This window comes from Paraburkholderia sp. CNPSo 3274, assembly GCF_024206475.1.
GTDB lineage: Bacteria > Pseudomonadota > Gammaproteobacteria > Burkholderiales > Burkholderiaceae > Paraburkholderia.
This window is the reverse complement of the sequence record NZ_JAMBPR010000112.1, coordinates 1-17700: the sequence shown is the minus strand read 5'-3', so window position 1 is coordinate 17700 and position 17700 is coordinate 1. Positions and strand designations below refer to the sequence as shown.

At 64.1% G+C, this 17700-nt stretch carries 15 protein-coding genes and 3 pseudogenes; 5 read left to right on the top strand and 13 right to left on the bottom strand.

The window, feature by feature from the left end; all coding sequences use genetic code 11:
* Positions 1-276: pseudogene (locus M3I54_RS40310) on the bottom strand (ATP-dependent helicase); the annotation flags it as partial.
* Positions 277-1434: 1158 nt separating this feature from the next.
* Here M3I54_RS40310 and M3I54_RS40305 point away from each other — a divergent pair.
* Entirely contained in the window at positions 1435-1665 is a 231-nt protein-coding gene (locus tag M3I54_RS40305; protein WP_375541694.1) for a hypothetical protein, read from the top strand.
* 31 nt (positions 1666-1696) lie between these two features.
* Here the strand turns inward: M3I54_RS40305 and M3I54_RS40300 are convergent, their stop codons facing one another.
* From M3I54_RS40300 to M3I54_RS40255, 10 genes are all read right to left on the bottom strand, one after another.
* The gene (locus M3I54_RS40300) at positions 1697-2125 is read right to left on the bottom strand and encodes a biopolymer transporter ExbD (protein ID WP_254345651.1); all 429 of its coding nucleotides are present in this window, start codon (positions 2123-2125) and stop codon (positions 1697-1699) included.
* On the bottom strand, positions 2122-2820 hold the full coding sequence (locus M3I54_RS40295; protein ID WP_254345650.1) for a MotA/TolQ/ExbB proton channel family protein: 699 nt from the start codon (positions 2818-2820) through the stop codon (positions 2122-2124). The genes M3I54_RS40300 and M3I54_RS40295 overlap by 4 nt, the downstream gene beginning before the upstream one ends.
* A gap of 13 nt (positions 2821-2833) precedes the next feature.
* Entirely contained in the window at positions 2834-3589 is a 756-nt protein-coding gene (locus tag M3I54_RS40290) for an energy transducer TonB (protein WP_254345649.1), read from the bottom strand.
* A gap of 13 nt (positions 3590-3602) precedes the next feature.
* Positions 3603-4721, bottom strand: a complete 1119-nt coding sequence (gene pqqE / locus M3I54_RS40285; protein ID WP_254345648.1) for a pyrroloquinoline quinone biosynthesis protein PqqE — start codon at positions 4719-4721, stop codon at positions 3603-3605.
* 1 nt (position 4722) lies between these two features.
* Positions 4723-5010 (bottom strand): pyrroloquinoline quinone biosynthesis peptide chaperone PqqD, encoded by a 288-nt coding sequence (pqqD, locus tag M3I54_RS40280; protein ID WP_069262319.1) that lies wholly within the window; start codon positions 5008-5010, stop codon positions 4723-4725.
* Positions 5007-5726: a pyrroloquinoline-quinone synthase PqqC gene (gene pqqC / locus M3I54_RS40275; protein WP_375542296.1), complete on the bottom strand. Its 720-nt coding sequence runs from the start codon at positions 5724-5726 to the stop codon at positions 5007-5009. The genes pqqD and pqqC overlap by 4 nt, the downstream gene beginning before the upstream one ends.
* A gap of 2 nt (positions 5727-5728) precedes the next feature.
* Positions 5729-6652, bottom strand: coding sequence for a pyrroloquinoline quinone biosynthesis protein PqqB (gene pqqB, locus M3I54_RS40270; protein WP_254345646.1), 924 nt, complete (start codon positions 6650-6652; stop codon positions 5729-5731).
* 66 nt (positions 6653-6718) lie between these two features.
* Complete coding sequence (gene pqqA / locus M3I54_RS40265; RefSeq protein ID WP_006410019.1) at positions 6719-6793, bottom strand: pyrroloquinoline quinone precursor peptide PqqA; 75 nt, start codon at positions 6791-6793, stop codon at positions 6719-6721.
* A gap of 226 nt (positions 6794-7019) precedes the next feature.
* Positions 7020-9008 (bottom strand): sigma-54-dependent Fis family transcriptional regulator, encoded by a 1989-nt coding sequence (locus M3I54_RS40260; protein ID WP_254345645.1) that lies wholly within the window; start codon positions 9006-9008, stop codon positions 7020-7022.
* A gap of 280 nt (positions 9009-9288) precedes the next feature.
* On the bottom strand, positions 9289-11643 hold the full coding sequence (locus M3I54_RS40255) for a TonB-dependent receptor (protein WP_254345644.1): 2355 nt from the start codon (positions 11641-11643) through the stop codon (positions 9289-9291).
* A 438-nt stretch (positions 11644-12081) separates the two neighbouring features.
* On the opposite strand from M3I54_RS40255, the gene M3I54_RS40250 reads away from it, so the two are divergent.
* The 3 genes from M3I54_RS40250 (at position 12082) to M3I54_RS40240 (ending at position 15476) form a co-directional block, all read left to right on the top strand.
* Positions 12082-13809, top strand: a complete 1728-nt coding sequence (locus M3I54_RS40250) for a methanol/ethanol family PQQ-dependent dehydrogenase (RefSeq protein WP_254345643.1) — start codon at positions 12082-12084, stop codon at positions 13807-13809.
* A 78-nt stretch (positions 13810-13887) separates the two neighbouring features.
* Complete coding sequence (locus tag M3I54_RS40245) at positions 13888-15105, top strand: c-type cytochrome (RefSeq protein WP_254345642.1); 1218 nt, start codon at positions 13888-13890, stop codon at positions 15103-15105.
* Between the two features lie 56 nt (positions 15106-15161).
* Positions 15162-15476, top strand: a complete 315-nt coding sequence (locus tag M3I54_RS40240; protein WP_254345641.1) for a high-potential iron-sulfur protein — start codon at positions 15162-15164, stop codon at positions 15474-15476.
* Positions 15477-16616: 1140 nt separating this feature from the next.
* On the opposite strand, the gene M3I54_RS40230 is transcribed toward M3I54_RS40240, so the two are convergent.
* Together M3I54_RS40230 and M3I54_RS40225 are read right to left on the bottom strand one after the other, a co-directional pair.
* The gene (locus M3I54_RS40230; RefSeq protein WP_254345652.1) at positions 16617-16775 is read right to left on the bottom strand and encodes a YMGG-like glycine zipper-containing protein; all 159 of its coding nucleotides are present in this window, start codon (positions 16773-16775) and stop codon (positions 16617-16619) included.
* A gap of 54 nt (positions 16776-16829) precedes the next feature.
* Positions 16830-17126, bottom strand: a pseudogene (locus M3I54_RS40225) (helix-turn-helix domain-containing protein); the annotation flags it as partial.
* Between the two features lie 68 nt (positions 17127-17194).
* On the opposite strand from M3I54_RS40225, the pseudogene M3I54_RS40220 reads away from it, so the two are divergent.
* A pseudogene (locus M3I54_RS40220) lies at positions 17195-17455 on the top strand (IS6 family transposase); the annotation flags it as partial.
* Positions 17456-17700 lie beyond the last annotated feature (245 nt).

The window sequence follows — 17700 nt, the reverse complement described above, 5'->3', positions numbered from 1 at the left end:
CACGCGGCTTCTGAGCGCCGGGCTGGCGCAGGCCCACGCCAGCGAATGCATCGTCCGTGCGCCGACGTGAGGTGGAAAGCGCCGGGCGGCGTTTGCCGCGATTTCCCGGTTGAACGCGAGGTACATACCGCGCCGATGCCCGATGTGCTCGGCCACGAGCTGGAGCGTGGAGGTCTTGCCCGCGCCTGCAAATGCCTTGATCTTCAGGTCCCCGGTGCCACGCGCCGCCTCGATCACCGCCTGCTGCTCGTCCGTGGGAATAAAGCTCCTCTTCACGCGATACCAGACCTCATGTGCAGTCGCTCCTGGCGATGTGGGGTCGCTGATTTTCGCATGACCCACAGCGGATCGGGCGGCCCGGCGGGGGACGCATCAGCAGAGCACGTACGCGGTTGACCCGCGGAGACAGCACACCTTGCGTTGCGAAAGCTGACAGCGCCAATCCGGCGGACTCGGCAATCCTGGCATTGAAGCACGAAGTGCAGAGTAACTCATAGTGGCCATCGCCGGAGCCGCAGTGGATGGTGTCCCAGGGCGGCGTCTGGTTGCCGCATTGTTCGCATCGCTTGTGTGCGATGTCGTGTCTGCTGTAACGGTTCATCCTTCGATCGCCAGGATGTTGGATTCCGGTTGCCGTTTTCGACACTGTTGATCGGACGTTGGCGGCAACATGCGGCCCGCGAAGGCGTATTGGGGTGCGCAGTAGCTGGCGAACGGATGCTGCTATTTTGACAGAGACTGCGACCTGCGCCTAACTGGCGCCGGGCGTCTTGCTATGCGCCATCCATGATCGACGTGTTCGATGAGGTCGCTCCCGCACCATGGCTTCCATGCGGAGGCGCTACAGGCCTGATATGGCCGAAGCTCCGTAGCCGGTACCGCCCCACCCAAAAACACATAGGATGACGAACTAAGATGCGACAATTATCTTTATGTAAAGTGATGGCGCGACCGGCCCCTCATTAGCCTAAGCCTTCCCGACCGAAGCGCCTTCAGTTGGGCGACTTTACTGTGAAGAAAAGTACGTCGCGACAAATGCTTCGACACCTTGGCGCCGACCATCAGAGGGTGTTGGCGTTCTTGCTTTCGTCACAGGACAGTCGATTGCCGGATCAACCTTCCGGCGCCAGGAGGTGCCCGGCCACATCAGCTTCGTGCTGCCTGTGCGCAGCGGCCGGAAGGCGCGAGAAGTGAGGCAGGAACCGCGTAGTCAGGGTGTCAGCATCCAGACTGCAGGACTTCGATAAGCGACGCCAGGATCGCGTGAGCTCTCGATCTATGCGGCGGTGTGAGGGCCCACTCAGAAAGACGTAGCTCTCGGCATCTGCGCAAACCGCGCGAGGACCCTCGCGTCTTCGAACTGCGTGCGCGTCACCTGAGAGGCAACCGTTCAACGGCTGCCTCTCAGCGCGCTCGTTCGCGGATGCGCTGTCGATGCTCGGCGCCCTGTTCCGCTGGCGCGTCGAGCAGCACTACGTGCTTGCCAATCCGCTCGCTGGCGCGAAGGTGCGATACGCGATCGGGCTTCGCGCGAGTGAACCGGTTGGAGTGACGCTAGAAAGTGTCGAGACCGACGCACGCGGTGATCACTGGCTGCGCGCAACGGGCAAAGGCGGCAAGGTCGCGCGCGTCGCGCGGATACGCCGCTCATCATTTCGAGCTTAACGAGCAACCTGCAGCACAAGACACGCAGTGTTCATCCGCCATGGCGCGCCGAATCCGGTTCGGTCACGAAGCCGACCTTCGCGAGTCCCGCGGCGCTCGCCGCCGAGAGGAGCTTCGCGACGCGCCCGTACGGCGTGGCGCGATCGGCCGAAAGCCGGATTTCGGGCTGCGGCGTGAGCCGCGCGGCTTCTGCCAGTCGCTCCGATAGACCGGACTCTTGAACAGGCTGCGCGTTCCAGCTCATATGGCCAAGCGCATCGACGACGATATCGACGTGCGGCGCAACCAGATCCTCGCGCTGACTGCTCGCGCGCGGCAACGCCAGCTTCGCGGCATGGTGCAATACCGGCAACGTCACCATGAAGATGACGAGCAGCACCAGCATCACGTCGATCAGCGGCGTCATGTTGATGTCGGCCGCCGGCATCGCTTCGTATTCCAGATCGCGATCGTCATTCATACCCGTTCCTTCATCGTCGCACACGGCGCTGGCGCGCTACCTGTGAGCAACTGCGCGTGCACGCCGTATGCGAAGCGGTTGAGCTGCGCGACGATATCGCGCGAGACACGCGCGAGCGCGTGATAGCCAAGCACGGCGGGAATCGCCACGCACAGGCCGAGCGCCGTCATGATGAGCGCTTCGCCAACCGGCCCCGCGACGTGTTCGAGACTGGCGTCGCCACTCGCGCCGAGTGCGAGCAGCGCATGGTAGATGCCCCACACGGTGCCGAGCAGGCCGACGAACGGCGCCGTGCTGCCAATCGAGGCAAGCAGGCCGAGACCGCGCTGAAGACGCGTCGAGCTGTCGCTCACCGAAGCCCTGAGGCTGCGCAGCAGCCACTCGCTCAAGTCGACGCGCCCCCGGTGCCTGGCGCCACTCGCCTCGTGGTGCGCCAGCGCGTGCTGGCCTGCGCTGGCCAATTCGAAGAACGGTGTGCCGGGGCGGCCCAACGCGTCGACGTCTTCGTCAGGTTCGCATGCATCCCGGAAGCGTCTTTGCGCGGAGCCTGCATGGCGGCGCAGACGCGCAAACTCGACCGTCTTCAACACGATCACTGACCACGACACGACCGACATCGCTACGAGCAGCGCCGCAACGAAGCGCGTCATCGGATCGCCCTGGGCCCACAGGTGCGCGATTCCATAGATTGGCATAAGGTCCTCCGTTTCATTCGCTGAGGGTGAACGTGAACGGCACGTCGGCGCGTGCCGGCGCCGGCTTGCCGTCCTCGACATACGGCTGGCAGCGGCTCGCAAGCGCCGCGTCGCGCGCCGCTTCGTCGAGCCTGGTGTAGCCGCTGGTCGTCGCTACGCGCGCGGCGACCACGTGGCCGTCCGCTGCGGTATCGAGTTCGATGATGGCCGTGCCCGCCTCGGCGCGGCGCAAGGACTGCGCCGGGTAGTCGGGCTTCGTGAGCATGCAATCCAGATGGGCAACGCGGCGCGGCGTGTCGATAGCAGGCGCCTGGGCGACGGGCGCGGGTTGCGGCTGCGGCCCGGCTATGTGTTCCGTTGGCATCGCGGCTTCGGCTGCAGCATCTGCGGCCGGTGGTGCCGCTCGCGGCGGGGTCGTGCGTGTGACGTCTTGCGCATGCACACGCGCCGCTGGACGTGTTCGAGCCGGCTGCACAACATCATTTCGTACGGCTTCATGAATCGATCGGCTCGCCAACGACGTTTGCGCAGGCTCTTCGCTCTTATGCGGCACCAGCGGGATCGGCGCAATCAGCACGGCGTCTACGATCCTCACGCGCGTCGGCGCGGCGTGCGATGCTGGCGTCTCCCACCGCGCCACGGTAATCAGCGCGGCATGCAGCGCGACCACGCCCGCAACCACACCGGCGATTGCGGCACGTCGCCCGAACGCGTGGTGGCCGAATACCGCTCGCTCACCACGATCGAAGCGCGCAACGACCGTCGCCATGTCGATTCTCCACTCAAAGCGCGAGCGAGTTCTGCTTGCTGCGGAACACGATTGGCCGCTCGTCGTCGCGTGTTGGCCGTCTTGCGAATTCCACGGCCTGCACGATGCGGTCGTGATGCGGCGACTTCGCGCAGACGGGATCGGCCGCAGCAGCGTTGCCGGTCAAGAGGTAGGCCTGACAGCGGCAGCCGCCATGATCGGCGTGACGCTCGTCGCAACTGCGGCAGGGCCCGTGCATCCAGCCATCGCCGCGAAACGCGTTGAACGCTTCGCTCTCATGCCAGATCTGCCGCAGCGGCACGTCGCGCACGTTCGGCAACACGAGGCCCGGCAGCGAACGAGCCGCGTGGCAAGGCAAAGCTGCGCCGTCTGGCGCCACGCCGAGAAACACGCTCCCCCAGCCGCTCATGCACGCTTTCGGCCGTTGTTCGAAGTAATCGGGCACGACGAACAGAATGCGGCACCGCTCGCCAATTCGGGCGCGATACCGGTTCACGGTCTCCTCGGCTTCGCGAAGCTGCTCGGCGGTGGGCATCAACTGATCGCGGTTGAGCATGGCCCAGCCGTAATACTGCGTGTTCGCAAGCTCCAGATAATCGGCGCCCAGTTCGAGCGCCATATCGATAATCTGCGCGATGTGCGGCAGATTGAAACGATGCAGCACGCAGTTGAGGACCATGGGATAGCCATGCGCCTTCACGAGCCGCGCAACGTTGCGCTTGAGTTCGAACGTGCGCGTGCTCGTGAGGAAGTCGTTGAGTTCGCGCGTGGAATCCTGCATCGACACCTGAATGTGATCGAGCCCGGCCGCCTTGAGCCGCTCGATGCGCTCGACGTTCAAGCCGATCCCCGACGTGATCAGGTTCGTATAGAAGCCAAGCTGGCGCGCATGCGCGACGAGCGCTTCCAGATCATCGCGCAGCAGCGGCTCGCCGCCAGAAAAGCCGATCTGCGCGGCGCCCAGTTCGCGAGCGGCGCTGATGGTTGCGCGCCATGCGTCGGTGTCGAGTTCTTCGCCGTGCCGCGCGAAGTCCACCGGGTTGTAGCAGAACGCGCAATGCAGCGGGCAGCGGTAAGTCAGCTCGGCGAGCAGCCAGAGCGGCTTGGGCGGGAGAGCGGTATCGGTCGCCATGTCAGTCGAGCCAGCCGCGCAGCCGCGCGTGATCGAGAAAGCGATAGACGTCGGGAGCCAGCTCCGAGGTGCTGAAAAGCCGCTCCAGCTCGCCAATGATCTCGTCGAGTTCGTGCGCGCCGTCACACCGCGCGAGTATCTCGCCCGCGCTCGAATTGAGCTGCACCATCCCTTCGGGATAGAGCAGCACATACGCGTCCTGGGCGGCCTCCCACTGCAAGCGGTACATGCCGCGCAAACGCGGGCGCAGCGGCACGCCGCTGCCTGCATCGGGCACTATCGGGTTCATATGGGCCATGCCTTTTCGACCGCATCGAGGATCGACCAGAGAATATCGAGCTTGAACTGCAGAATCTCCACCGCACGCTGCTGTTCGGCGGCCGTGCGGAAATGGCTCAGCGTCACTTCGAGCCCGTGTTCGACGTCGCGCTGCGCGAGCGGCACGCGGCTGCGAAAATACTGAAGACCTCGCGGCTCGATCCACGGGTAATGTGAAGGCCAGCCCACGAGCCGGTCCAGATGAATTTGCGGCGCGAACATCTCGGTGAGCGACGAACACACGCCTTCTTGCCACGGCGCGCGGCGTGCGAAATTCACGTAGGCGTCCACCGCGAAGCGCACGCCGGGCAGCACGAGTCGTTGCGACCACATCGTTTCCCGATCGACGCCAACGGCTTCGCCCAGCCGCACCCAGGCTTCGATGCCGCCTTCGTCCCCGCCTTGCCCATCGTGGTCGGTGAGGCGCTGGATCCAGCGGCGGCGCGTGGCGCGATCGGGGCAGTTCGAAAGGATCGCTGCATCCTTGAGCGGAATGTTGATCTGATAGTAAAAGCGGTTCGCGACCCACCCACGGATCTGCGCGGGCGAACAACGCCCGCCGTTGAGCATCCGGTTGAACGGATGGTGTATGTGATAGCGCGATTCGAGCGCACGAAGATGCGATTCGAATTCATTCGCAGTCCATGGTATTACGTGCGTGTCCGGCAACGTGTGAGGTGCGTTCATCGTCATACCTGAAACTGCATGCCGTCGTGGGCCACGTCGATACCGTGTGCGCGCAGTTGCGCGTGTTCGACGGAATGCGGGTCGAGAATCGGGTTCGTGTTGTTGATATGCGTAAGCACCTTGCGCGTGCCGCGCGGCAACGTGTCGAGCCAGTCGATCATGCCCGGCCGGCCGTCGCTGCCGCGCTGCGCGAGATGCCCCATGTCGGCCGCGTGCTTCGTCGAGAGGCCGAGGTCGATCATCTCGGTGGTGGTCCAGAACGTGCCGTCCACGAGCACGAGGTCGGCTTGGCGCATGGTGCCGAGCACGTCGGTGCTCATCTGCGCGAGACCGGGGGCATAGAACGCGCGCGTTCCCGCCACGATATCCTCGATAAGGAGTGCGATATTGTCTCCCGGCGCGGATTCCTCGCGGCGCGGCGAATATGGCGGAGGCTTGCTCTCCACAGGCAGTGCGGTAAAGCGCAGGCCGGCGCAAGCGGCAATCGTGAACGGCTCGCCCGGCGCGACCGTATGTGCCTCCACGCCGCAGTAATAGCCAAGCAGCGGCACGAGCGGCAACCCGCTCGACAGATCGCCGAGCACGGGCGCGCAAGCATAGAGCGGCAGCGGCGACGTGCGTTCGCGCAGCATCAGCAGGCCCGTCACGTGGTCGATCTGCGCGTCGGTCAGCACGACGGCCGTGAGCGCGCTATCGCGCGTCGCGCGCGCGGGCTGCAGATCGGGATGCGAGCGCAACTGCGCAAGCAGATCCGGCGACGCGTTGACGAGCACCCAGTCCACGCCGTTGCCGCTCACCGCGATCGACGACTGCGTGCGCGGCAGCACATCGCCGCCCGCCTGCCGCGCGCGGCGGCAATTCGCGCAGTTGCAGTTCCATTGCGGCAGGCCACCGCCCGCACCTGAACCCAGTATCCTGATCTTCATGATCGTTCTCGCGGCATGCCGCCCGCCACGCCTCGATGGTCGCGCGGACGGCACACTGCCGTGCGCTCAGCGGTTGGCGATATACATCGTGATTTCGAAGCCGAAACGCAGATCGGTATAAGCGGGGGTGGTCCACTGCATGACATGTCTCCTTGTTTGAGATTGAGGCTGCATACCGCATCGAATGTGCGGCCAGTCTCTTCAAAGCAAGGGGCATGCCGGTGTGAGCCAGCGCTCGCCCGATGCGGCCAGTGCTGCCGGCGTGGGAAAGGGTGTTGCGTTTCGGAACACGGGTGCTACAGGATGCAACACCCGTGGGACAGCGGAGGAGAAAGGAAGTGACCTGGCCGCGCGCGCGAACGGCACTTCAGGCGTCGCCCGAACCGCGCCCGGGATCGGCAGCGGGCATCTTGCGGTAGATGGTATTGCGCGACACGCCCAACGCCCGCGCAGCAGCCGACACGTTGCCGCCATGGCGCGCGAGCGTGGCCGCGATGGTCGAGGCGGTCACGTCTTCGAGGCGCGCGTCCTCCGGCACCAACGGCTCCGCGTGGGCAAGCGCTGGGGGCAATACCTGGGTCTGGCCGCAGCAACGCAGATCGTCGAAGAAGTCGTCGGGCAGGTGCTCGCGCCGGATCTGGCCGTCGTCGTCGACCATGGCCGCTGCCGTGCGCAGCAGGTTGCCGAGCTGCCGGAAGTTGCCGGGCCACGCACAGCGCTCGAACAGCGCCATCACGTCCGCTGCGACGCTGAGCGGCTGCCGGTCCGCACGCCCGTGCGATTCGCGGTGCAAGAGCTTCTGGATCACGACCGCGAGATCCGTGCGGTCGCGCAGCGGCGGCAAGCGGACCACGAGGCCATTGAGCCGGTAATACAGGTCCTCGCGGAAGCGGTTCTGCGCGATCATCTCGCGCAAATCGCGGTGCGTCGCACAGATGATCGCGATATCGACGGGGATGGTCTTCGTCGAACCGAGCGGATTGACCATGCGCTCCTGCAGCACGCGCAAGAGGCGCACTTGCAGCGGATACGGCATGTCGCCGATCTCGTCGAGAAACAGTGTGCCGCCGTTCGCCTGCAACAGCTTGCCCGCCGCGCCCTTGCGCCGTGCGCCGGTAAACGCGCCCTCCTCGTAGCCGAACAGCTCCGATTCAATCAGCGTTTCCGGAATCGACGCGCAATTCACCGCCACGAACGGCTGGTCGCGGCGCGGCGAATCGTTGTGAATGGCCTGGGCGAGCAACTCCTTGCCCGTGCCGGTTTCGCCGGTGACGAGAATCGGGATGTCCTTGCCGATCACCTTGCGCACCTTCGCGATCACGAGCGCCACTTGCGGATCGCCCGTATCGAGGTAGCCCAGGCGCGAGAGGCCCATCGAAGGCGGCTGCGCCACCGCACGGGCGGCCGGCTGCGAAGCAGCGCCATGCACCACAACCGGTCGGGCGCCTTCGGCCAGCGTTGCGCGCCTGAACTGCACGCGCGCGCAAACCACCGCCCCGCTGGCCAGATTGAGCATGAGGTGCGACTCCAGGCCCGCGCGCATGCGGTCTATGAGTTGCGCACTCGTGGTCTGAAATAGCGACGAGAGCGTATGGGCACGTAGCGCAGCGAGCGAAAGGCCGAGCTGAAATTGCGCGCTGCGGTTGGCCGAGAGAAAACGCCCATCGCACGTGAAGGCGGCGATGCCCTCCATGAGCGTGCCGAGGAACTCCGGGCGGCCATGAAACGAGACCTGCAGCGTTTCCTGAAAAGTCGTCGCGAACAAATGATTCTCAATCATCTGCACGGACATGCGCGCAAGCGCCATGGTGTGCTGGTGATAGCTTCGATGGTCGCCCGTCACGTCCAGCACACCGATCACGTCGCCGTATGGGTCGAAGATCGGCACGCTCGAGCAGGTGAGGAAGCGGTTCGCCGCGAGGTAATGCTGATCGCCATGGACGACCATCGCACAGCGCTCGGCGAGCGCGGTGCCGATCGCATTGGTGCCCTGGCGGTCCTCGGCCCAGTTGGCGCCGGGCCGCAGCGCGACCTTTTCGGCGCGCTGGAGGAAATCGTCGTCGCCGATCGAATGCAGGATCAAGCCTTCGGCATTGGTCAGCACGATCATGCTTTGCGTGTTGACGATCTGCTCGTGCAGCGTCTCCATGACCGGCGTGGCATGCATGCACAGCACGCGATTCTGCTCGCGCTTGAGCTCAAGCCCTGCACCCGAAAGCACATCGTAATCCGGTCTCGCCTTCGCGCGCAGACCGAAGGTCTCCGACCGCTCGTGCGCCTTCTGAATGGCTGGCGCGGGCCAGCCATTGGACACCAGGACCGCTTGCCCCGCGGCCATATGTACGTCGTCGCGCATGCTCTCCTCCACGATTGGCCGGTACCTTGCCGGACACTTTGGTATTTCTCGGTGTCCTCTATTAGCAAGCTCCGGGCCATCCGGCCATCGATTCTACGCAGCCGGTTTGCGCCAAACGCGCACGCGACGCGCAACACGGTGTGTAAGCGAACCGTATGCAAGGCAGCGAGCGTCGATCGAAACACGCGCCGCGGCGATTCGCCAGCCTGTGTATTACCGCAAATGGCCTGCGTGGAGGAATGCGGACTCACCCCGATGCGCGCATATGCAGCACCTCCCTTCAATCCCAGGCGTAATGAAGGCCCACCCAAAAGCCGCGCGGCGCGCCTGGTCCGACGAATTGCTCGTTCACCGGATTCGCGCCGTCGAACGTGTGGCCGGGCCCGTTGAAGAAGTTTTGGCCCAGCACGCCGAAGCTCGCATAGCGCTTGTCGAACAGATTCGTCACGTTTGCGTAGACCTCCAGCCGTTTCGTGACGTGATAGCGCGTGTCGAGATCCACGAGCACATAGCCCGCGATCTTTCCATTGGCATCCTGATTGTTTTCGTCACCTTGCGCATACACGCCGCTGCGCCACGTGATGTTCGTGCCGATGCTCCATTTCGCTGTGGCCGCGTAGTCGAGCCGCAGCTTGACGGCATGCGCCGGAATGCCGGGCACGTGGTCACCCGGCCGCACGGTCACGACGCCGTTCGCATCCGCTGAGGAATTCGCTGGGCTCTGTTCCGTCCATGTCGAGCGGTAGGTCGCGTCCACATAGCTGTAGTTCAGGCTGATGCCAACGGGGCCGAACGCCGTGTGACCCGCCAGCTCGACACCCTGGCGGCGCGTCTTGCCGACGTTCTGAAAATAGCCCTGGGTGCTGCCCGCCGCGCTCACGAACTCGATGTCGTCGGAGAGCGTGGTGCTGAACGCGGCGGCGCTCCAACTGGTCTGCGCGCCGATACGACCGCGCGCACCTGCCTCGAACGTCTTCGAGACCACGGGTTGCAGCGCCGGATCGGCCACGAAGTCGTTCGGCAGCGAGCACGGCGCAGCCGGGTCCGCGCACGCAAGCTCGATTGCGGTTGGCGCACGCATGCCTTCGTTGTAGGTCGCGTAGACGGTGACGGCAGGCAGCGGATTCCAGTTGAGTCCCACGGCCGGATTGAAGCGCGAGAACGTGTGATAGCCGTTGAGCAGCGGCTGCACGCCTCTCTCGTCTGCAATGCGCGCGCTCGCCCAGTCGTAGCGCCCCGACAACGTGAGCGTCCATTGCGGCGTGAACGTGAGCGTTTCGTTCAGGTAGACGCCATAGTTCGCGTTGCGCGTTTTTGCATCGGTCTGCTGAACGAAATCGCCGATGCCGACCGTCGCGCGATTGAGCGTGAAGGCGGCGTCCTGCGAAGACGAAACGTAGCGCGAGTTCGCGAAGTCCGCCGCCACGCCCGCAACGAGCTGGCTCCCCATCCCGCCTAGCTTGCCGAGCAGCGTAAGCTGCAGGCTCGCGCCGAAACTGTCCGTTGTGACGATGGAGTCGACATTGGTGCCCTCCAGCGTGTCGACGTTGCCGTCTGCGTCGATCGAACCGTAGTCCGTGTTGTTGTTGCTGCTCACGTTCTCGTTGCGCAGATGGCGATAGTAGGCGTTGCCGCTCAGCTCCACGTTGTCGTTGAAGAAATGCTCGCCCGTGAGCGTGAGATAGCCCACGCTGTTGCGGTTCAGGTCCGGAAACGTGTAGGCCTGTTTCGGGTTGTCCAGGAACGAGCGCGGAATCGTCTGGCTGCCGTAAAACTGGTTGTCCGCGCCGCCCCCTGAGATCGACAGCGTCGTGTCGTCGTCGCTGTAGCGCAGCTTGCCGAATGCCTGGCGCACGCGGCTTGCGTTGTGGTCGGCCCAGCCGTTGTCGTTCGCGACATTCGCGTTCGCGTAGTAGTCGACGTGCGGCCCGAACGTGCCGCCCTGCTCGAACTGCGCGCTCTTGCGCCCCCAAGAGCCGCCCGAGAGATCGATGTCGCCGCCGGGGCTCGTGCGCCCGTTCTTCGTCGTGATCGCGATGGCGCCGCCCAGCGTGTTGAGGCCGTAGACAGGATTCGAGCCCGGAATGAGCTGGATCTTGTCGATCGCCCCAGTCGGTATCAGGTCCCAGTTCACGACGTCGCCGAATGGCTCGTTCACGCGCACGCCGTCGACGAACACCGACAATCCTTGAGGGGTGCCAAGCACTGGCGAAGCCGTGAAGCCGCGATAATTCAGGTTCATCTGGAAAGGATTGCCCTCGGCGTCGGTCACGCTCACACCCGGCAGGTTCGCGGCGAAGAAGTCGGTCAACGTTTCGCGGTGCTGTGTCGCGATGTCCTGCGCGCTCACGGTCTGCACGTTGGCCGGTACCTTCGCGAGCGGCGTACCGATGCCGAGCAGCGGCGTCGTGCCGACAACCACGACAGCGGGCAGCACGGGCGGGCTCGGCGTTTGACTCAGCGCGCTTTTATCCGTGCTTGTATCCGCGCTCTTCTCCGCTACGCTCTGTGCTTGCGCGATGGCCGGCGTGGAAGTACCGGCGCAAAGCGCGCCGAGCGCGAGGCTCGTGCCAAGCGTCGCATACGCGCGCCTCGCGCTGCCTCGGCTCGCGCCCACCGCCTTCTCTGGGATCAACTTTCGTCTCCATCTGTTTTATGCGGTCGTGCGAGCTCAACGCCGAAGCGACGAGCGCCGACCGGTGCGCGCACAACCGTCTCCTCTTTGCCGTGATCTAGCCAGGAACGTGCCAGCGTGCACGGCGGCGCGCTTTGCTTTGCTGCGCTGGTGTATCGGCACGCGCGTTACCGCGCAGCGCCCTTTTGCGCGACCGGCCCACTGTCACGTTCGCCAACACTTTTCTCCGCGGCCTGTACCGGAATGCAACAGATCGGCCACACGCGGGGCACCTCGGCGGTACATCGATCAACGGGCTGCATCGCCCGCCGCGCAATGCTTCGCGGCGAATGGCATACGACTTGCAAGAACGCCAGTGCACCCGGACCGGCCCCATCCCCCGCGCATCTAGCCTGACCGCTTCCCGGCCGTGCATCGACAAATATTCAGGAGACGAAGATGAAGAGACGCTCGGCTGCGGCAAGCCGGCTTGCGACCTGCGCAATGGCCATCGCAGCGGCGATGTCCTTGAATGCGGGCCCAGTGGATGCCGCCTCGGACTATCCGCCCGTGACCTATGACCGCCTGACCCGCGCGCAAAGCGACCCAGGCTGGCTCACGTACTACCGGAGCTACAACGGCCAGTCGCATTCGCCGCTCAAGCAGATCGACGCGTCGAACGTCGGTGAGTTGAAACAGGCGTGGAGCTACCAGTTTCCGGCCGAATTGAAGCAGGGCTTCGAGGCGACGCCCATCGTCAATGGCGACTATCTCTTCGTCAGCACGCCGAAAGATAACGTCTACGCCTTCGATGCAAAGACCGGCGCGCAGCTCTGGAAATACGAGCCGAAGCTCGGTGCGGAGTCGTTCAAGACCGCGTGCTGCGACGTGGTGAACCGCGGCGTGGCACTCTACGGCAAGAACGTCTACATCGCCATGCTGAGCGGCGAAATCGCCGCGCTCGACGCGAAGACCGGCGACGTGGTCTGGAAGAAGCAGATGTTCGAGCCGGGCCTCGGCTACGCGTTCTCGCTCGCGCCGCTCGCGCTCGACGGCTCGATCATCGTCGGCACCTCGGGCGGCGAGTACGGCATTCGCGGCTACATCGCCGCGCTGAACCCCGACGACGGCGCGATCGTGTGGAAGCGCTACACCATTCCGGGCTCCGGCGAAAAAGGCGCGGAGACCTGGCCCGACGGTATGCAGGCGCATGGCGGCGGCGCTGCGTGGCTCACCGGCACCTACGACGCCGCGAGCCGCACGCTGTACTGGGGCGTGGGCAACCCCGGCCCGTGGCTCGCCGCGCTGCGCCCAGGAGACAATCTGTACTCCGATTCACTTCTCGCGCTCGACCCGAAGAACGGCAAGCTCAAATGGCATTACCAGTACACGAGCAACGACACGTGGGATTATGACGGCGTCAACACGCCGGTCCTCGCGAATATCCAGTACAAGGGCAAGGATTACGACGCCATCATCCACGCCGACCGCAACGGCTTCTTCCACGCTATCGACCGTCAAACGGGCAAGCTGATCTACGCGGAGCCATTCGTGAAGGCGACGTCCGTCACGGGCTACACGGACGACGGCAAGCCGGTTCAGGACCCATCGAAGTACCCGAAGGCCGGCACGACCATCGACACTTGCCCGAGCTTTCTGGGCGGCAAGAACTGGTGGTCGGTGTCCTACGATCCGGCGCGGCACATTGCCGTGGTGCCCGCGCTGCACGCCTGCATGAGCCTCTCGGGCAAGTCGGTGAGCTACATGGAAGGCCTGCCCTATCTCGGCGAGGGCTTCGAAATCAAGCCTGAACCGGGCAGCGAAGGCTACGGCGAACTGCAGGCCATCGACGTGAACACCGGCAAGAAGCTCTGGGGCCACTGGAGCAAGATGCCCTGGAACGGCGGCGTAGCGACCACGGCAAGCGGCCTTGCGTTCAGCGGCTCGCTCGACGGCCATCTCTATGCATTCGACGTCGCCACCGGCAAGGTGCTCTGGGAAAGCCCGCAACTCGCGAGCGGCATCATTGCGCAGCCTTCCGTGTTCGAAGTCGACGGCAAGGAGTACGTTGCCGTGCTTGCGGGCTACGGCGGCGCAAATCCGATCTGGGGCGGCCCGATGGCCGATGTGGCAAAAGATGTCCCGCGCGGCGGCACGCTCTACGTGTTCGCACTGAACCGGGGCTGAACGACGCTCTCGCCTTCCGCCGCACGCGCAAGCCACCCGCGCGCACGTGCGGCCCAGACTTCAGGGGAACACACGATCATGAACATCCGGATCACCTGGCTCGCCGTGGCCGCCGCGCTCGCGGCAGCCGGCGCGCATACCAGTGCCCATGCGGCGGCGAACGCCGTGCGTGTTTGCATGCTGCCGGGCAGCCCCACAGTCGCGCTCGATCAGGCCGTCGCGCGCACGGTGCTAAAAACCGCGGGCGTGGCCGCAACGTTCGTCACACGCGGCATCGACGACGATGGCGGCGACGACGGCATCTCGGCGCACGAACTCGCCAGCGCGCTGGGCCGCGACTGCGACCTCGTTGCGGGCTTCCCGCGCTCGAGCGTCGCTGACGCATCGGGCTCGCAGATGATTTTCTCGCAAGGCTACTTACGCTCAGCCTATGTCAGCGTCACGTTACGTCATCCGCGCGCCGCCGTACCGGCCGACGGCAAGGAAACGGTCGCGGCAACCTGGTCCAGCCCGTCGCAACTCATCGCCGTGCAGCAGAAGAACGCGCGCTTCGACCTGGAGAACACCTCCGAACTGACGGTCGATGCGCTCGCGAAAGGGCGCGCGCAGCGCGCGATCGTCTGGTATCCGGCCGTCGTGGCGTACCAGCGCGCGCATCCGCAGCATCAATTCGCGGTCGCGGCGACGACCTCGCCGTATGCGGACTGGCATCTCGTGTTCGCTTCGGGGCTTGGCATGCGTGCGCTGCAAACGCGCATTGACGACGCCCTTGCGCGAATGAATGACGACGGCCGTCTCGCGGCACTCACGCGTGGCTGGACGCTGCCGGCCAGCGCCGCAAGCGAGGCGCGCACGAATGCACCCTCGCTCGAAAGCACGAAGGCGTCTTATCAGCGCGCCGCCATGCACACCCCAGGCGCCTTCATCAAGGTCTCTGCAACGACTGGCGGCAATGCGCCCGCATTTGACCACGAACAGGTCGAGCACGGCCAGCATCTTTATTCGGAATCCTGTGCAAAATGCCACGGCGCGCAACTCGAAGGCATCACCGCGCCCGCGCTGAGCGGCCCGGCCTTCGCTCCGGCTGCGAATTCGCATCTGACCATAGGCGGCATCTACCAGTACATGTCGACCAACATGCCAGCCGACCGCCCCGGCAAGATGACCGATCAGGAATACGCCGACTTGATGGCATTCCTCCTCTACACGAACGGCTACGACGCGGGCAACGCGAAACTCACCGCGGAAACCGCGCAGTCGTCGAACACACCGCTCAATGCCGGACCCCGGCACTAGTCGGTCTTGCTATCCGATTACCTCGCACTATCAGCTATTTGAATCAGGAAACCAGCATGATCACCCGCAATCGCAGAATCTTCATACTTCACGCCGCCGGCCTTTGTGCCACACTTGCCATCGCCGGACGCTCGCTCGCCGCGCCGGCCCTCGTCGACGATAACGACACGACAGCAAAGTCGCTTGGATATCGCAGCAATGCAAGTAGCGTCGACGCCAGCAAGTTTCCGAAGTACGCCGCGGGCCAGCGCTGCGCAAATTGCCGCTTCTTTGCGGGCGCGCGCAGCGACGCAACGGGCACCTGCCCGATGTTCCCCGGCAAGGTTGTTGCGGCCGAAGGCTGGTGCAATGTCTACGCAATGCGCGCATGATACGGCACTGACAGCACCGTGCGGCCGTCGATGGCAAGGCTGGCGCGCACGGAGTCTGCCACGTTGGTCACGCGTAGATCCAGGCTTGGCAGTTCATAACAGTAGACAGCCCCCCGCGGTGGCCGTCTATGCTAGCCCGGCATCGTCTCGCAGCTCTCTTTCATTGAGCAGCGACTCTGCGCTCCCGGCGCACGCCTTGGGTGCCTTTCCCTTACTTCAGACGATCTTGGGTCGCAAGCGCGCTCGCGGTAAGTGGCCCGATGCCGGGGACTCATGCGAGCCGTCGACCCGTGTCGTCATTGCGGTGCCTGGCCCGAATCTGGGCCTCGAGTTCCCGAACCCGCCTGTCGATCTCCTTCAGACTGTCCATGAGGCGCTGGATGAGCAATCGAAACGAGTCTGTCAGTTCGTTCTCTGCATCTTCGATCAGTTCAGGTACCCTGACGCATCGAGATGCCTGACTCCCTTGGGAATAGCGATCCCGAAATCGGCGAGCGGTCCGCAAATCTGGTTGGCTTGCGCTGTCCGAGGCTGGACAAAAACCCAGGCGCACGCGATGCAGCGACGATACCGATTGCGGCTCGACGGTCTTGAGTGGCACGAAGCGCAGTTCGGCCGCGAGACTGCCGCGCAGATTGATTCGGCATCCTTCGCATCATATTGAGATGATCCTCGCCACCTGCCCGTGGGTTACGCTAAATAGGTGTATCTCCACAGGAACGTTACTTTTGTCCCCGCACATCCGCGCCAGCGGGTGACGCAAGCGTGAGTTACACGACTTGCAACACATGGCGCCGGCTCATAGAGATGTGTGCTGGCTTTCATGCAGACGAATTACAGACGTCATGCTCCCGGAACTCCGAAGTCCGCACCCGACCGGGTAACGAGTAGGTGTACGAACTATATATCGAAAGCTCGCTCTATTAGTTTATGTAAAATATCAGGCGGCCGCCCACGAAAGCAACGTCGTTGGTAAAAGCAATCAACCGACCTGGGGGGCACCGACAGGCCTATCGCAATACCCGCGGCGTTAAAGCCTACGCAGATTGGTGAGCCGCTGGATGAGACAGTCATCCGCACGGCAAACAAGCGCGGCACGTAACTCACAACATCGCTGGCCTCGCATAACCGCGGGCAGGCTTACTGATGGCCACCATGTATGTTGCCGGCCACGGCGCCTGCCGCGCCGCCGATAATCGCGCCGGTCCACGCGTTCCCGCCCGCGATCGCCGCGATCCCCGCACCGCCGGCCGCACCTATCGCGGCGCCACTCACCGTTCCCTGCTGCCGTGGAGTCATATCCGTGCAGCCGATTACGACAACGAGGGCGCCGATGCTTAAGATCCATCCAGGATGCGGCTGCAATCCGAAGGCACGCCAGATCCGCGACACGGCTGTCTGCGACATTCCCATCTCGCGGGCCATTGTCCGCGTGCTCCAGTGAGTCGCACCCATGGGCACGGATTCGAGCGTACGTGCGACGACCGCGTCCACCTGCGCGTCTTCGATCGTCCTCGGTGCGCCCGGGCGCGGTGCATCGAGCAACCCGTCCACGCGGTGACTGATGAATCGCGAACGCCACTTCGAAACCGTATGCGAGGTGACACGTTGTCTTGTCGCGACCGTCCTGTTGTCGATGCCCTCGGCGCAAGGGTTCTGGTGCAAATAGGCTCGGCGAATCGGTTAAAGTATTCAGCCCAACAATCTGGTGGTCGGTGATGAGCAAGCGCAATGGCCTGGAGGCGTTGTTTGATGGGCGGCATTTTGATCGGGAGATCATCATTCTCTGCGTGCGCTGGTACCTTCGCTACAAGCTCAGCCTGCGCGATCTGGTCGAGATGATGGCCGAGCGCGGCTTGTCGCTGGTGCACACCACGATTATGCGTTGGGTGAAGCGCTTCACGCCGGAGTTCGTCAAGCGCTGGAATCGTTTTGGCATACCCACAGGGCGGTCATGGCGTGTTGACGAAACCTACCTTAACAGGTTGCGGAAATACATCCCCGGCGGAAGCGGTGCGCCTCGATGTACGCGCCCGCCAGTCGCAAACTTTCGCATTGTGCAATCTCAACGCGAATTCAACGTTCTTTCGGCGGCTTGAGGCCGACTTCTGACCTCCTTGCCACGCTTTCCGCCACTTATAAGCGGATTTGTGCCAGTGATCGCATGCGCACGAGGTTGTATGCCGCCATGTTCAACACGAACATCTGGTCCACCTTCTTCAAG

What these genes read in the sequence shown, in the direction of transcription:
- M3I54_RS40305 (WP_375541694.1), top strand. Translation starts at nt 1,435, where the DNA reads ATGCTCGGCGCCCTGTTCCGCTGGCGCGTCGAGCAGCACTACGTGCTT.
- M3I54_RS40300 (WP_254345651.1), bottom strand. Translation starts at nt 2,125, where the DNA reads ATGAATGACGATCGCGATCTGGAATACGAAGCGATGCCGGCGGCCGAC.
- M3I54_RS40295 (WP_254345650.1), bottom strand. Translation starts at nt 2,820, where the DNA reads ATGCCAATCTATGGAATCGCGCACCTGTGGGCCCAGGGCGATCCGATG.
- M3I54_RS40290 (WP_254345649.1), bottom strand. Translation starts at nt 3,589, where the DNA reads ATGGCGACGGTCGTTGCGCGCTTCGATCGTGGTGAGCGAGCGGTATTC.
- pqqE (WP_254345648.1), bottom strand. Translation starts at nt 4,721, where the DNA reads ATGGCGACCGATACCGCTCTCCCGCCCAAGCCGCTCTGGCTGCTCGCC.
- pqqD (WP_069262319.1), bottom strand. Translation starts at nt 5,010, where the DNA reads ATGAACCCGATAGTGCCCGATGCAGGCAGCGGCGTGCCGCTGCGCCCG.
- pqqC (WP_375542296.1), bottom strand. Translation starts at nt 5,726, where the DNA reads ATGAACGCACCTCACACGTTGCCGGACACGCACGTAATACCATGGACT.
- pqqB (WP_254345646.1), bottom strand. Translation starts at nt 6,652, where the DNA reads ATGAAGATCAGGATACTGGGTTCAGGTGCGGGCGGTGGCCTGCCGCAA.
- M3I54_RS40260 (WP_254345645.1), bottom strand. Translation starts at nt 9,008, where the DNA reads ATGCGCGACGACGTACATATGGCCGCGGGGCAAGCGGTCCTGGTGTCC.
- M3I54_RS40250 (WP_254345643.1), top strand. Translation starts at nt 12,082, where the DNA reads ATGAAGAGACGCTCGGCTGCGGCAAGCCGGCTTGCGACCTGCGCAATG.
- M3I54_RS40245 (WP_254345642.1), top strand. Translation starts at nt 13,888, where the DNA reads ATGAACATCCGGATCACCTGGCTCGCCGTGGCCGCCGCGCTCGCGGCA.
- M3I54_RS40240 (WP_254345641.1), top strand. Translation starts at nt 15,162, where the DNA reads ATGATCACCCGCAATCGCAGAATCTTCATACTTCACGCCGCCGGCCTT.
- M3I54_RS40230 (WP_254345652.1), bottom strand. Translation starts at nt 16,775, where the DNA reads ATGACTCCACGGCAGCAGGGAACGGTGAGTGGCGCCGCGATAGGTGCG.